The 14169-nt window shown below is 31.5% G+C and carries 15 protein-coding genes and 1 tRNA gene; 6 read left to right on the forward strand and 10 right to left on the reverse strand.

What is annotated here, in order from left to right; genetic code table 11:
- Positions 1-63 precede the first annotated feature (63 nt).
- The 3 genes from N4T77_RS10950 (at position 64) to N4T77_RS10960 (ending at position 3337) form a co-directional block, all read left to right on the forward strand.
- Complete coding sequence (locus N4T77_RS10950; protein ID WP_261671831.1) at positions 64-1344, forward strand: Nramp family divalent metal transporter; 1281 nt, start codon at positions 64-66, stop codon at positions 1342-1344.
- A gap of 213 nt (positions 1345-1557) precedes the next feature.
- Complete coding sequence (locus N4T77_RS10955) at positions 1558-2430, forward strand: fumarylacetoacetate hydrolase family protein (protein ID WP_261671832.1); 873 nt, start codon at positions 1558-1560, stop codon at positions 2428-2430.
- Positions 2431-2488: 58 nt separating this feature from the next.
- Positions 2489-3337: a methyl-accepting chemotaxis protein gene (locus N4T77_RS10960; protein WP_261671833.1), complete on the forward strand. Its 849-nt coding sequence runs from the start codon at positions 2489-2491 to the stop codon at positions 3335-3337.
- Between the two features lie 808 nt (positions 3338-4145).
- On the opposite strand, the gene N4T77_RS10965 is transcribed toward N4T77_RS10960, so the two are convergent.
- Positions 4146-5237 (reverse strand): DUF5667 domain-containing protein, encoded by a 1092-nt coding sequence (locus N4T77_RS10965; protein ID WP_261671834.1) that lies wholly within the window; start codon positions 5235-5237, stop codon positions 4146-4148.
- A gap of 206 nt (positions 5238-5443) precedes the next feature.
- Here N4T77_RS10965 and sigI point away from each other — a divergent pair, with 206 nt between their 5' ends.
- Positions 5444-6127, forward strand: a complete 684-nt coding sequence (gene sigI, locus N4T77_RS10970; protein WP_261671835.1) for an RNA polymerase sigma-I factor — start codon at positions 5444-5446, stop codon at positions 6125-6127.
- Entirely contained in the window at positions 6120-7103 is a 984-nt protein-coding gene (locus N4T77_RS10975; protein ID WP_261671836.1) for an anti-sigma factor domain-containing protein, read from the forward strand. The genes sigI and N4T77_RS10975 overlap by 8 nt, the downstream gene beginning before the upstream one ends.
- A 48-nt stretch (positions 7104-7151) precedes the next feature.
- Here the strand turns inward: N4T77_RS10975 and N4T77_RS10980 are convergent, their stop codons facing one another.
- Positions 7152-7778 (reverse strand): hypothetical protein, encoded by a 627-nt coding sequence (locus N4T77_RS10980; protein WP_261671837.1) that lies wholly within the window; start codon positions 7776-7778, stop codon positions 7152-7154.
- A gap of 110 nt (positions 7779-7888) precedes the next feature.
- Between N4T77_RS10980 and N4T77_RS10985 the strand changes: the two genes are divergently transcribed.
- Positions 7889-8170, forward strand: coding sequence for a DUF503 domain-containing protein (locus tag N4T77_RS10985; protein ID WP_261671838.1), 282 nt, complete (start codon positions 7889-7891; stop codon positions 8168-8170).
- A gap of 82 nt (positions 8171-8252) precedes the next feature.
- Here N4T77_RS10985 and N4T77_RS10990 read toward each other — a convergent pair whose 3' ends face one another.
- The 8 genes from N4T77_RS10990 to N4T77_RS11025 all read right to left on the reverse strand — a co-directional run bounded on the left by N4T77_RS10990 (position 8253) and on the right by N4T77_RS11025 (position 14103).
- Positions 8253-8546: a hypothetical protein gene (locus N4T77_RS10990; protein ID WP_261671839.1), complete on the reverse strand. Its 294-nt coding sequence runs from the start codon at positions 8544-8546 to the stop codon at positions 8253-8255.
- A 158-nt stretch (positions 8547-8704) separates the two neighbouring features.
- Complete coding sequence (locus N4T77_RS10995) at positions 8705-9184, reverse strand: PTS glucose transporter subunit IIA (RefSeq protein WP_261671840.1); 480 nt, start codon at positions 9182-9184, stop codon at positions 8705-8707.
- Positions 9185-9282: 98 nt separating this feature from the next.
- Positions 9283-9359 (reverse strand) — tRNA-Ile (locus N4T77_RS11000).
- A gap of 126 nt (positions 9360-9485) precedes the next feature.
- The gene (locus tag N4T77_RS11005; RefSeq protein WP_261671841.1) at positions 9486-10157 is read right to left on the reverse strand and encodes a DUF421 domain-containing protein; all 672 of its coding nucleotides are present in this window, start codon (positions 10155-10157) and stop codon (positions 9486-9488) included.
- An 83-nt stretch (positions 10158-10240) separates the two neighbouring features.
- Positions 10241-10594 carry a DUF4363 family protein gene (locus tag N4T77_RS11010; RefSeq protein WP_261671842.1) on the reverse strand — a complete coding sequence of 118 codons (354 nt, stop codon included), beginning with the start codon at positions 10592-10594 and terminating at the stop codon, positions 10241-10243.
- Between the two features lie 225 nt (positions 10595-10819).
- Complete coding sequence (locus N4T77_RS11015; RefSeq protein WP_261671843.1) at positions 10820-13087, reverse strand: type IA DNA topoisomerase; 2268 nt, start codon at positions 13085-13087, stop codon at positions 10820-10822.
- Positions 13088-13421: 334 nt separating this feature from the next.
- Positions 13422-13568 (reverse strand): aspartyl-phosphate phosphatase Spo0E family protein, encoded by a 147-nt coding sequence (locus N4T77_RS11020; protein WP_261671844.1) that lies wholly within the window; start codon positions 13566-13568, stop codon positions 13422-13424.
- Positions 13569-13785: 217 nt separating this feature from the next.
- Positions 13786-14103 carry a hypothetical protein gene (locus N4T77_RS11025; protein ID WP_261671845.1) on the reverse strand — a complete coding sequence of 106 codons (318 nt, stop codon included), beginning with the start codon at positions 14101-14103 and terminating at the stop codon, positions 13786-13788.
- Between the last annotated feature and the right edge of the window lie 66 nt (positions 14104-14169).

Raw genomic sequence — 14169 nt, forward strand, 5'->3', positions numbered from 1 at the left:
AATGTTACTTAGCATTAATGATTTTAAAATAAACTAAGATAATATAAATCAGGAGGAACTATTATGTATCCAGAAACAGAGTTTAAAGATTTAACACTAACTAAATCTAAATATAGATGGGACTTGGCAACTAAAGTTAAAGGAGTTCTTAAGTATTTAGGCCCTGCTTTTATAGTCAGTGTTGCATATGTAGATCCTGGAAACTTTGCTACCAATATAACCGGCGGATCCGTATTTAATTATAATTTAATTTGGGTAATATTATGGAGTAACCTGATGGCAATTTTTCTCCAAACTCTTTCCGCTAAGCTAGGCATTGCTACTGGCTTCAATCTATCTCAAATGTGCGGAAAAATATTTTCAAAAAAAGTTAACTGGTTTTTATGGACAATAGCTTGTATTACAGCTATGGCTACAACCTTAGCAGAATTTTTAGGAGCTTCTTTAGGCCTATATCTTCTCTTTAGAATACCACTTACTTATGCCGGCGTTATTACTGTAATATTAACTTTTATTATAGTTAACCTTCAAAAATATGGACAGAGAGCTGTGGAACTTGTAATCACTGTATTAGTGTCAGTAATATGTATCGCCTATGGTTTTGAAGTTATTTTGGCAGATCCAAAGTGGACATCTGTAGCTCTTCATGCTCTAGTCCCTTCACTTCCAAATAGCAATGCTCTTTATGTAGCAGTGGGAATGCTAGGAGCCACAGTTATGCCTCATGTAATCTATCTTCATTCCGCGTTAGTCCAATCTAGGAATAAAAATTCCACAAAAGAAGAAAAAGCAAGACACTTGAAAATGGAAAAAATAGACATAACTATAGCTATGAATATAGCTTTTCTAGTAAACTCTGCTATGGTAATCGTATCCGCTGCAGTTTTCTTTAGTCAAGGAATTGCTGTAGATTCAATAGAGCAAGCCCATAAATCCCTACAGCCCCTCCTTGGAAGCTTATCTAGTGGTGCCTTTGGCATTGCTCTGCTGGCTTCTGGGCTATCCTCTTCTGCGGTAGGTGCTATGGCTGGAGAAAGTCTTATGGATGGCTTTGTTAACTTGAAAATCAATACTAACCTAAAGAGAATAATAACAATGGCTCCTGGTATGATTATAATATTACTTGGGGTAAACCCAATGAAGGCCTTAGTTTCAAGTCAAGTTATTTTAAGCTTTGCACTTCCGGCAGCAGTTATTCCTCTTATGATTATAAGCAGTAAAAAAGATATTATGGGAGAAATGGTAAACAGACCTTCTACTAAGGTTATAGGTTGGATTATAACTTCTATAATAATCTCTTTAAATTTAGTACTATTGTTCCTTACCTTCACCGGTAAAAATTAAAAATCAAAATACATCAAAAAGTCCACTAGTAAAAATCTGGTGGACTTTAAAATTTGGGAATAGGTTCTGTTTCTTTATACTTGTTTTAACAGTTATTTAGCACTTGTAGTAATTAATTCCACAATTTTGAAACTTATCACTTTAAAATTCATTTGATATGTTATAATTAATATGTTAAAATATTTTAAATTTTTGTTATAAGGGGGAGATTCTATGCGTTTTGCTACTTTTGTTTACCAAGATTGTGAACAAATAGGCATTATTTTAGATGGGGAAAATTCAATTTTATGTTTAAAGGAATTATTTCCTGGTTTATCAATGATGGAGCTTATAGCTAATTTTAATAGTGAAATAGAAAATAAAATTAATACTATGAAAAGTAAGTTACAAAGAATATCACTAAACAGTATTATTTTAGAGTCGCCTATTCCAAATCCTCCAAGGGGAATTATATGCCTTGGTAAAAACTATAAGGATCATGTAAAAGAAGTTGCTAAGGCAGTAGAAAAAGAAGGAGATATTCCTGAGTTTCCCATATACTTTTCCAAGCTTGTAGATAGATGTGTTGGACATAATTCAAATATACCGTCTCACAAGGGCTTAACGGAGAAGCTAGACTATGAAGTAGAACTGGCAATTATAATCGGTAAAGAAGGTAAGAATATACCTATGGATAAAGTAGAAGATTATATATTTGGGTACACCATTTTAAACGATATTTCTGTAAGAGATTCTCAATGGAAACATAGTCAATGGTTTAAAGGAAAGAGTTTTAATGGGACATGCCCTATGGGGCCTTGGATAGTTTCCAAAGATGAACTAAGGCTTCCTTTAGAGTTAGATATCAAATGCTTTGTTAATGGTGAGTTAAGACAAAACTCTAATACAAGAGAATTTATCTTCGATATACCATACATAATAAGGGACTTTTCAAAAGGTATAACCTTAAAACCTGGCGATGTAATCGCCACAGGAACTCCCGCTGGCGTAGGCATGGGATTTACTCCTCCTAAATATCTAAATTCTGGAGATCAGGTCCACTGCTATATTGAAGGCATAGGCTCCTTAAAAAATGAAGTACTTTAACCTTTATACTAGAAGAATATCTAGTTAACATTTTTTTAGATTGTACCAGGAGGTAATTATGAATAAGATAAATAATAGAAAAGATTATGGAAATGAATTTTTAAACGCTTATAGCATACTGATTCCTTTTTTCCAGCACTTCTTTAGTGAAGATATTCTTCTATCCATTGCAGATACTGAAAAATACTTAGACATTTATGGCAATGAAAAATTGAATTTAGACGTAAAAGCTGGAGATTTAATAAGCAAAGATGGAGGAGACCAAGAAGCTATAAAAACAAAAAGGGTAGTTATAAAAAGGATACCTCAGGATATCTTTGGCATGGAAATCCAATCTATATCCATTCCTGCTCTAGATGACAATGATAAAGTTGTAGGCTGTGTATCCCTTTGTAAAAACCTAAATAGACAATACCAAGTCTCTAATCTCTCAAAAACTCTATCTTCTGCACTGCAGCAAATTAGCGAGAGTACAAACGAACTATCTTTAGGCGTACAGACTATCGCTGATGCCAATTATGCAATAACACAAAATATTTTAGATACTAATGAAGAGGTGCAAAATACAGATGAGATACTAAACTTTGTAAGAAATGTGGCTAGGCAGACAAATCTTTTAGGTTTAAACGCTTCAATAGAAGCTGCGAGAGCTGGTGATATGGGAAAAGGCTTTAACGTGGTAGCAAAAGAAATAAGGAAACTTTCTACCTCAAGTAGTGAATCTATAAAAAAGATAGATGAGGTTTTAAAAAGAATTCAAAGTTCTGTTTTAAGCATATCTGATAGTATAAATGAAATTAATAATACCTTTAATAAACAAGCATCCTCTTTCCAGGAGATAAATGCCTTGATTCAAGAACTATCTGCCAGTGCTGAGGTTTTAGAAGGCATAGCAGAATCCTACTAAAAAATAGGACAACCTATTCTACTTAGTAGAGGATTAAGACAGTTTATATAAGTATTATGCGACACAAAGGGAACTTAGCAATTAGACTTGGCAGCCTGTGCATGTAGGCAGTTATGTAGTGCTCTGTTAGCTCTCACATCTATCAACACACAGGCTACAAAGTTTTAATTCTTATTCTAAGTTGCTTTTTTATCCGATGACTACCTGCTCTAATACTCCCATCTTCTCCAAAGTGTACGTTACGAGCGGCTACGTCCCTGGATTCGTTCGACTAAGAATCAGATGGTGTTGAAACCCCCTCTGACTCAAGTCTTCACTTCATCGTAATATAAATATTAAATATATGTGCTTATATAAAGGACTGGTAGGTCCTTATGTCGCAAGACTTTTACCAGCCCCTTTTCAGAATTCTTCACTGTATAAATTATTTTATTATATTAATTTATTATCATTCCAAGGAATGTTTTATACTCTTATAATTACACAAATATCATTTACACATGCTCCGCATATTTTTATTGACTGTATTATTCACATAACAAAAATTTTGAAAGCACTAAAAATAGGTGTGTAGGCAGAGGTATACTGCGTAGAAAACTTCGAATGAGGCTTAGAAGGCCTTATGCTGGTGATTTTGAAAATGTTAACGGAAACTCAGCTTTCGAAGAAAGCATTGAGTTGTAGTTCATTTTCAAAGATGAGCCAGCATTAGACCTTCTTGCTGAAATGAGGGCTTTTAAGCAGTATGACTCTGCTTAACACACCGGTGTTCAGTGCTTCAAACTTTTGCTACGTATAATACTTATTCTTAGTCTTCATTCTTTTCCTTATCTTTGTCCTTATTCTCTTTCTTGTTTTCCTTTATTTTTTCTTTTTTATCTTTTTTTTCATCCTTATGTTCCTTTTCTACTTTAACATTTATTTCAACGCTTCCTGTATTATTTACAGCTTTTGGAGCAGTAGAACTATTTCCAGTACTGTTCAAAGTTTTAGAACTGTCTTTGCTTGCTTCACTATTACTTGCCTTTAATTGCTCATTGGTTAAAACTTTGCTATCTTCTTTAATGCTCTCTGCAGCTTTTACTGCTTCTTTACCTTCTTCTTTAGTTATAGTTCCATTTTTAACTTCTGCTTTAAGTTGTTTCTTTAGCTGACCTACTCCGCCCTTCATTACCTCTTTCTTCTCTGCTACTATCTTAGAAAATTTCTCTTTTTGTGCTGTCAATGCTTCTTGTTTTTCTTTTAATGTGTTTTCAGCTATTTTTATCTCCTCTGCATTGCCTGATTTTTTAACCTCTTCCAACTTCTTTTCTGCTTCTTTTACTGCTTTTTTCTCCTCTATTAAAGCTTGTCTTTCTTTTGCAACTGCTATTATAGCCTCTTTCTTAGCAGTTTGCATCTCTATAACTAGAGCTATAGTTTCCTTTGCCTTATCAGGAAGCTTACTTTGCAAATTTTTAAGTACTTCTATAGATTTTTCCTGTCTTTCGCTTATTTTTTCTTCTAAATTCTTTAATTTATCTAGCTTTTCACTATCTTGTTCCTTATCTACAGTGGTTTTTTCTACCGTTTCCTGAACCTTGTCAACAGCATCATTCATCTTATTGTTATAGTCATTAATAGCTTCATTGGAAAGATCTGTTTTTTCTTTCTCAGCCATTACTTCACTTTCTCCTAGTCTTTCCTCTGCAACTTCTATCAATACCTCTGCCTTGTTTTCTCCAGTACTTAGATTTATCTTTATGTTATCTATGGCTTTGTCTATTGGGTATAAAATTGTACTATCGGGAGTTACTCCTGCCTGTTCTTTTAAAGTTTCAACACTTCCATCAGCTAGTACCTTCCCCGTAATATTTAAAGATACTGTTAATGCTGTAATAAATAATATTAACTTTTTCATGTAAATTCCTCCTTAAGATTCTTTTATATTCTTGTCATAGATATTTACGGTTAAGCTTCCTACATTTTAGGGGGTACTTTCAAAAACTTTTTAAGTTATTATTAAGTGTAAATAAACTTTTCATTAATATTAACGAAAAAATATATATAGTTTATATACCCCTTTAAATTAACTATGACTCTCGTATTTATGAATGAGGTGATCAAATGAACCTGAATGGACAATTAATTGATAACAGAAATGATTTTATAGAAAGAAATAAAAAGTTTATATATAATACTACTGCATCAATCTGTAAAAGAACTCTTCAGTGGGAAAATGATGATGAACTTAGTATTGCACTAATAGCTTTTAACAATGCCTGTGATACATATGTAGAAAATAAAGGTAACTTTCTTAGCTATGCTAAGGTTTTAATAAAAAATGCTCTTATAGACTATTTCAGAAAAAGTTCTAACAACCCATATTTGATTTTTAACTCTGAGGATGAGGATACAGAATACATATATGATAAAGATTCCTTGACTAATTATGAAATTGAACAAGAAAATTTGCGAAGAAGTGAGGAAATAATTGCTTTTTCTAATGAGTTGAAGAGATACAAGCTTTCCTTTGAGGATTTGGTAAAATCATCTCCTAGTCATAAGGACACAAAGGATAAACTGCTAAATCTATGCTTAGCCTGCTCAAATGAAGCTTCTATACTGGAATATATCAAAAGTTCTAAAAAGTTGCCTGTTAAGGAAATATGCATTTTAGCTGGAGCAAATAGAAAATTTATAGAGAAATGGAGGCGATACATCTTAACTTTAATTTTAATTTTTTCAAATAAAGAATACATTTATCTAAGGTCTTATTTAAATATAAAAGTAGGTGTTTATAATGGATAATACAACTGGAATTGTAATGGAAATCAAAAAAAATATCGCTTATTTAATGACCTCTACTGGTGAATTTACGAAGGTAAAAGTAGATAAAAGTAAGCCTATTCCTTCTATAGGCTCTCAGTATAGCGGTCTTCCTGTACAAAATGTTTTTATGAATAATAATTTACTAAGATACACCTCTGCAGCCTGTTTAGCACTAGTAATATTTTTAAGCGGCGGCACCGCATATACTTACTACAAGCCTGTGTCTACGGTCACAGTAAGTATAAACCCATCAATGGAACTTAAATCAAATCTCTGGAATAGGGTGATTTATGTTAGTCCATTAAATGAAGATGGTAATAAACTACTTAAGGAAATCTCTGTTAAGAATAAAGCTGTAGACGATGCGTTAACAAACATTTTGGAGCAAGCTAAAAAAGACAATTTTATAAACGATAATTATAAAAAAGACAATAAAGTTATTACTATAAATATATCTGGAAAAGATATGAAACTTTCTTCTTTTCAAAAAGAAGTGAAAAAAGATAATCTAAATACAAGTATAGATATTAATGGCACTAATATTTTTAATAATTCTTCTAATAAAACAAATGATAATCCATCCTCTACTGATAACAAAGATGCTAAGTCAGGTAAAGATAGCTTAAATAATAATATGATTAATAATAGGGATAAAAGTGGATCTAATGGATCTGCAGATTTAGATGAAAATAATGCTGCCGGTAAAAGTAAAGGAAATAATTCTAATAATAATGGTAATAAGAAAAACAATAGCACTAATCCCTCTTCAAAAAACTTAAAGGATGACAACTACTACAAAGAGAATTCAAAAAATAAAAATAATTATAATAAAGCTAGCGATGATGATAAATACGAAGATTCTCATAAAAAAGAAAAAAATAATCAATCAGAAAGTAAGCACTATGAGGATGATAAAAAAGTTAAAAAGAGTGATAATGATAAAAAAGAGTATTAAATAATACACTTTTCTAATGGGCAGTTGACAACAATCATCTGCCCATTATCAGTCTATATTACAAATTTTATCCAACTTTTTTAGCACCTGTCTATATCCCTCTTTAATTGCATCATTATCATATAAATCTTCATAACAGGTGTCATCTATATTTACATCTAATATTTTTTTCCAGTTGTCTCCATAGAGCTTTTTTAGGAACATTTGACAATCCATTTTTATTAAATCATAATTTTTATTATCAAAGTAGTTAAAATTATTTGTGTCTCTATTTAGCTTTTCTATAAGCCCATAGAGCTGATATATGTAACTTAATTCCTTTAACTTGAAACCATTTTTCAGATAGGCTACACCGCTAGAGTATTCCCTATCCATTGGAACAGGATACAACTCTACCTCCCCGTTGTTTTTAAAGCTCTGTAAAACTCTTGCACTACTAAATAAAGCAGTACAAATATCTAGCCTTATAATATTTGCATATTCTCTGCTTCTTCTCATTCTAGTATCTTCTGCATATTTTCTATTATCTTCCACTATCTTATTTTGAACTTCAATAGTTTTATCCGTAGATTTCTTAGTTATAATCCAGCTGAATATTCCTCCCACTATTGCACCAAGTAAAATAGATATAGAGGAAATAAGGGTTGCTGGTAAGTCTGTAAATATTCTAAGCATTTCTTCACCTCAATTTAGCACCAATACTTTTACAAGTATTATATTTTCCCGGAAATTCTATTTTATACTTAATGGAATTGGCATATACTATTTGTAAGGAAGTGATTGTTTTGATAATTGGCACAGCAAAAATTAATTTATTTGCAGGTTGGGTTCATTCTTTAAAGGAAAAAAGAATGGTAGTTAAAAGCATTATTGATAAAGTGAAGCACAAATTTAATGTATCTATTGCTGAAATAGAAAATCAGGATTTACATCAATCCATAGTTATAGGTATAGCCTGTGTTAGCAATGATAAAAGACATGCGGATAGTACAATGCAAAATGTAATTAATTTTATAGAAGATAACACCGATGCTGTTCTTCAAAGTGTGGAGACAGAGGTATTCTAAAGACTTAACTTTATAATTTCCCATGGACAAAAACACTGCTGATAAATACTGTTTATTAGCAGTGTTTCTGGAACTTTTTCCACTATGAATCTTTATTTTTGCTACAAATTCTATTAGTATTTTCTAAAAGATCATGCATAAAATTTGATCCTCTTGATATTAAAATTCCTGTAAGTATCATTCCAACATAAGGTATATGGATAGGTAGTCCTACGGAATTCATAAAGTCTATATTAGCACCAATAGCTACAAGTTCACCAAAAGCTACAGAGCCTACCCTATCATAGCTAAACTTTCCATTTTGCCAGAATAACTTTGTAGTTTCCCATAAAGCCTCAACTATTAATGCAGCGACAACATACTGGATAAGATTCATTTATACCTCCGGCTAAAATTGTTAATATCAAGAAATATATATGTTGCTTATATACATATATGAACATATTTAATAACTAAGTTTAAAACTTTGTTTATCAGCCTGTATTTCTCTATAAGTTATCATATAGAATAATATTTACTTATTTTTTCAGGTTTCTATTTTGTTTTATAAGTCACAACTGCTTCCTTGCCAGCCTGAACCAGCATATCAATATCATATTTCAGTTCCTTTAAGTTATCTGGATTAGTTACCAGCACAGGTGTAATTAGTGAATATCCCTTATCTTTTATAAGATTCCTATCAATTTTTATAACCGGCATTCCTGCTTTAACTTTACTTCCTTCTTGTATTAACCTTTCAAAACCAACTCCATCTAACTCAACGGTATCAATTCCTATATGAACTAGTAACTCTACTCCATTGTTTAGCAGCATACCAAAAGCATGATTAGTTTTAAATATTATAGATATAACGCCATCAGCAGGCGCTACTACAACATCACCGGTAGAGTCAATTCCAACCCCATCTCCAGCCATTTTTTGTGAGAAAACTGGGTCTGGCACCTCTGACAAATCTATAACCTTTCCTGAAACTGGAGCAACTAGTTTAAATTCTTTTTTTAAAAAGCCAAACATTACTTAAACGCCTCCTATTTAATTGTGGAATTCTTTAATATCTCTAATAGAACGAAAAAAATACCAAGTAATAGATACTACTTGGTATTTCCATCATTTGGTGGGCTTAAATGGACTCGAACCATCGACCTCACGCTTATCAGGCGTGCGCTCTAACCAGCTGAGCTATAAGCCCGTAATTTACAAGCTATATGATAGCATACTTAGAGATAAATGTCAATATACTTATGAATTATTATTACAAGAAAGTAAAGACTTGCATCAATATTATTGCAAGCCAAGCCAGTTAATTCTAAGAGTTTTATTTTTTTAAAATACTTAAGTTTACTGAAGAATCTAACTCTGCTAGAAATACCTCTTCTTTATAATTATTTATTCCTTGCTTTTTCATTTCTTCAATTATCCATTCCTTAGAACGGCCAATATGTTTTAAGTTAGGCATAATTATACTGCCATCCATCACTAGTGGTATAGTTAAACTTTTTGTAGAACTCTCTATATTCAAATCTTTTAATTGAACTGGTCTGTTTTGTTCCTTAGGAAATGCAGATAGGGTTCCCTGAGGTTCTATAATAGCAGTTTCTACCTCTGAAACTTTATCAAAGCCCTTTTCTCTTAAAAGGCCCTCCAATTGGTTTAAACTTAGACTTAACCTATTTAAAGCTGCCTTATCAATCTGTCCATTTTTAATTACTATTGTAGCTGTATGCTCTAGAACTGGTGTAAGTCTATTTATCATAGCCAAACGAGAAGTTATTGACATAAGCAACACTAGAACTCCTGAGCCAAAAACTGATTTTAAAACTACCTTATCTACCAAGGGTTCCGCAGCAACATTTGCCAATATCATAACACCAGCTACTTCATAAGCAGTCATTTCAGATATAGCTTTCTTAGTCAATATTCTAGAGCATAAATATGTAAAAAAATAAACTAGTATAACTCTTATAGAGTAAGCTAAGACATCCTTCATAATTCTTTATAGTTACGAAAACTAAACTAAAACGTAACTTTCCTCCTTTAACCGAATATTTTTGCTAAACCACTTTGAAGTTCTTATGGGCCACTAAAGGGTTTCATAACCAAGTTTAGAGTTTCTTTCAGTGCTCCTACATATTCAATGGCGGCCTCCTGTTCATGTTTTACTGTGATTTCTAGCTGTCCTAAAGTATGTTCAAAGGTTGTAAATATTTCTGTTGCATTGTTCATTTGAACAAATAGCCTATTTTTTTTATAAGTATCTTTCAGTATATTCATCTCCGCCTTTGCCTCATTCCAATTTCTATCTTGAATGCTTTCTTCTATTTTATTTAGCTGCAAAAGAATACTATCTCTAGGAATTATATTTTCAAAAACAATCCATACAGTAATAAAAGAAAGTAACCAAACAACCGCTACCTTATATCCCATATTTTTATAGCCAAACGTATCTATCACTCCCATCAGTATTGCCTTATTAGATTTTACTTATGTTAACAAAAGTATTGGTAAGCTTTAAAATTACTAACTTTCTTTATTATTTGATGGATATTTTAACTTATACAATAAATATAGAAATAAAATATATCAAGGAGACTATAGTGTAAAAATGATAATAAAATAATCCAGTAGCTTTATAGCAAACTGGATTTTACCCTATTTAGAAAAATCAAATTGTATTTTACCTTCTTTTAAGATAAGTGCTGCATCAAAATCTGTGCCTTTTTTCGATTTAAAGCCTTTTATGATATCAGTCCTGCCCCTCTCTATTATCTTTTTAATTTGTACTGTAGATATTTTTTTACCGCAAATCTCACTTACAAAAAACTTGCAGCCATTACTCCAATTAGTGCAACCATATCCCTTTTTATTCTTTACTATCTGTCCTTTGCTGCAAATAGGACAAATACCTAATACATCTTCTATTGCCTTTTCAGCTATAGTAATGTTTTTACTTTCAATAACCTCCGAAAATAAATTTTCTCCATTAACTACTTTATTATTACTTAGCACTTTGTGAATATTGGTTCTAGTGTAATTTTCTAATTTATCCATAAAGATTTCCGGCGTTATTTCTCTTTGATAAACCATTTTAAGTCCCTTTTCCCAACTTGCCGTTAGCGTCGGATTCAGTAAAGTAGGAATAGAAGCCTTTATAACTTCATATATCATTTCACCTTTGGTAGTAGGAGTTATTATCTGTGTCTTCTTATTAGAAGCTATGTACTGAATCTTTTCAAGCTTTTTAAGAATTTCCGCCCTTGTTGCAGAGGTTCCTATTCCTGCACCTTTGATCTGCTCTCTCAATTCCTCATCTTCTATAAGCTTTCCTGCATTCTCCATGGCAATTATAATTGAACCGCCAGTGTATCTTTTAGGCGGCGTAGTTTCACCATTTTTTATGGTCAAATTATTTAAATCTACTACCTGTCCTTTTCTTAATTTGTTTAGAAATTCTACCTTCTTATTTTCTTTTGAGTCTTTTTCCCAGTTTAAAACATCTAAATATCCTCTTTCTACACAGACTTTATCAGATGTGAAAAAACTCTCATTTCCAACCTTAGTCACAACCTCAATTTTATTGTATTTTGCTGGAGGATAAAATATGGATAAAAAACGTCTCACTACTAAATTATATATTTTTTTTTCTAAATCATTAAGTTTTTCATAACTTTGAAGACCTTCTCCTGTAGGTATTATGGCGTAGTGGTCTGTTATTTTACTGTCATCTACATACTTTGTCTTTTCTAAATCCTTAAACCAATTGTTGTTAACTATAGTTTCTGCTATAGCCCCTACATCACTGTCTCCTTTATATGAAGTTAATTTTCTTATATTTTTTCCTATTTCCTTTGATACAGCCTTAGATAGAACTCTGGCATCGGTTCTTGGATATGTAAGCATTTTCTTTTCATATAATGACTGAACCTTATTTAAGGTCTCCTCTGGGCTGATTTTAAATTTTTTCGAACACTCATTTTGCAGTTCTGCTAAGTTAAATAAAAGAGGTGCTTTTTTTATTTCCTTATTTTTAGTTATTTTATCTATAATTATTTTACTACTTTTCGAAAGCTCTCTAAACTTTTCCACTAATTTTTCCGCATCTTCTCTCCTTTTAAAACCACTTTCATTATATAAGTAATGTGACTGGAAATATTCGGAACCTTCCACTGCCTTCCATTCACCGTCATAAGTAAGTTCTAATTCATTATCTCCTACATTAAACTCCCCTATTACTTTATAAAAGGGAGTCTTAACAAAACCTCTAATTTCTCTTTCCCTCTCAACAATCATGCCAAGTACGCAGCTCATAACCCTACCTACTGCAATCACTACTCTGTCCTCACCGGTAAAATTTGATATAGTTTTACCATAAATTAAGGTTAAAAGCCTTGAAAAATTAATTCCAACTAAATAATCTTCCTTAGCTCTCAAAAAAGCTGAATGGGCTAAGGAATCATATTCTGATAAATCCTTTGCCTCACTAATTCCCCGCCTTATTTCTTCCTCTGTCTGAGAATCAATCCACACTCTCTTCTTTTCCTTACCCTCAACTCCAACTATCTTGTCAACCAATCTATATATATATTCTCCTTCTCTCCCTGAGTCTGTGCATACATAGATTCTATCTATATCCTCTCTTTTAAGCAAATTGGCAACTGTGTTAAACTGCTTTTTTACAGCAGGAATAACTTCATACTTATATTCTTTAGGTAAAAATGGCAGCGTGCTTAAGGACCATCTTTTTAGATTTTCATCATAAGCCTCTGGATAACTCATTGTTACCAAATGTCCAACACACCAAGTAAAAACTGCTTTATCCGATTCTATATATCCATCTGCTTTTATTCCTTTTACATTTAGTAATTTTACAAATTCCATAGCTACAGAGGGCTTTTCTGTAACAAACAACCATTTACCCATTAATAATCCTCGCAATCTTAACTTTTTAATAAATAAATAGAGATATTGGTATATTTATATTTCCACCAACATCTCTATAGCTTATTATATCAAAAAAACAGCTTTTATACAAACTCACTACCCCAAAATCAGATAAAACACTTTGAAAATCGGACAGAAATCTTGTCGTTGCTATAATAAAATTCCAGTACTAGTAAGGGTTATAATTAGTATAACCAATTATACGATAATTATTATTAAAGTCTTAGAATCATCTTCAAATAGTCATAATTTATTACACTTATATCTTCTTTCATAATAAATAGCATATGTTCACTGACATTTTAATATATATCTACACTATCAAAGTTTTTTCATAATATCTATATATAAGCCTGTCCAATTCTTGGCTAAGTTTTACTACTTCCTCTGAATACAGATGACTAGCCTCTTCCACCAACTGATTCAATTCTTTTCTTAGTGTTTCAATTTCTTTTTCCATAATTCCATCCCCATACTTACAAATTTAAACAACATTAGAAATTATAGTACAAACTTTTTAATAATTCAATGTTTTATTTCACACCTGACATTTTGTATTTAAATAGATGTTATTTAGTAAATTTATACCTACCAAAAATAAGAAACTTTAAGAAAGAGATAAATATTCTTAAGTGTAAGCTTCTAGATAAGTACTATATAAAAATTAAAAGAGAGCCTTATCTTAGACTCTCTTCTAGTTTATAATTTTCTTTAAACCATCCTATTATATTTTCAATTCCACCTGTATCACTCTTATCTTTTAATATAAAACTTCTTACAGCGTTGTCAGTGACACTTATATCTACTGCAATTACCCCGTTATCTTCTCCAACTATAACTGTTCCATCTCTATTTTCTTTGCCATTAAAAACCATCGCTTTAGTATTAAAATTACTTTCAATAGACCTTATATCATTACAATCAACAAAGTCATTTATATTATGCTTTATATGATCTAATATCTCTTCAAAATCATCTGGACTAAAATTATTCATATAGTATAAACTCCTTTCATACAATCTTCTAAGAGTTTATGTATTATTAATAACTTTATTCCTTGA

Origin of the sequence: Clostridium sp. CX1, assembly GCF_025398335.1 — a bacterium.
In the GTDB taxonomy this organism is placed as follows: domain Bacteria; phylum Bacillota; class Clostridia; order Clostridiales; family Clostridiaceae; genus Clostridium_AM; species Clostridium_AM tanneri.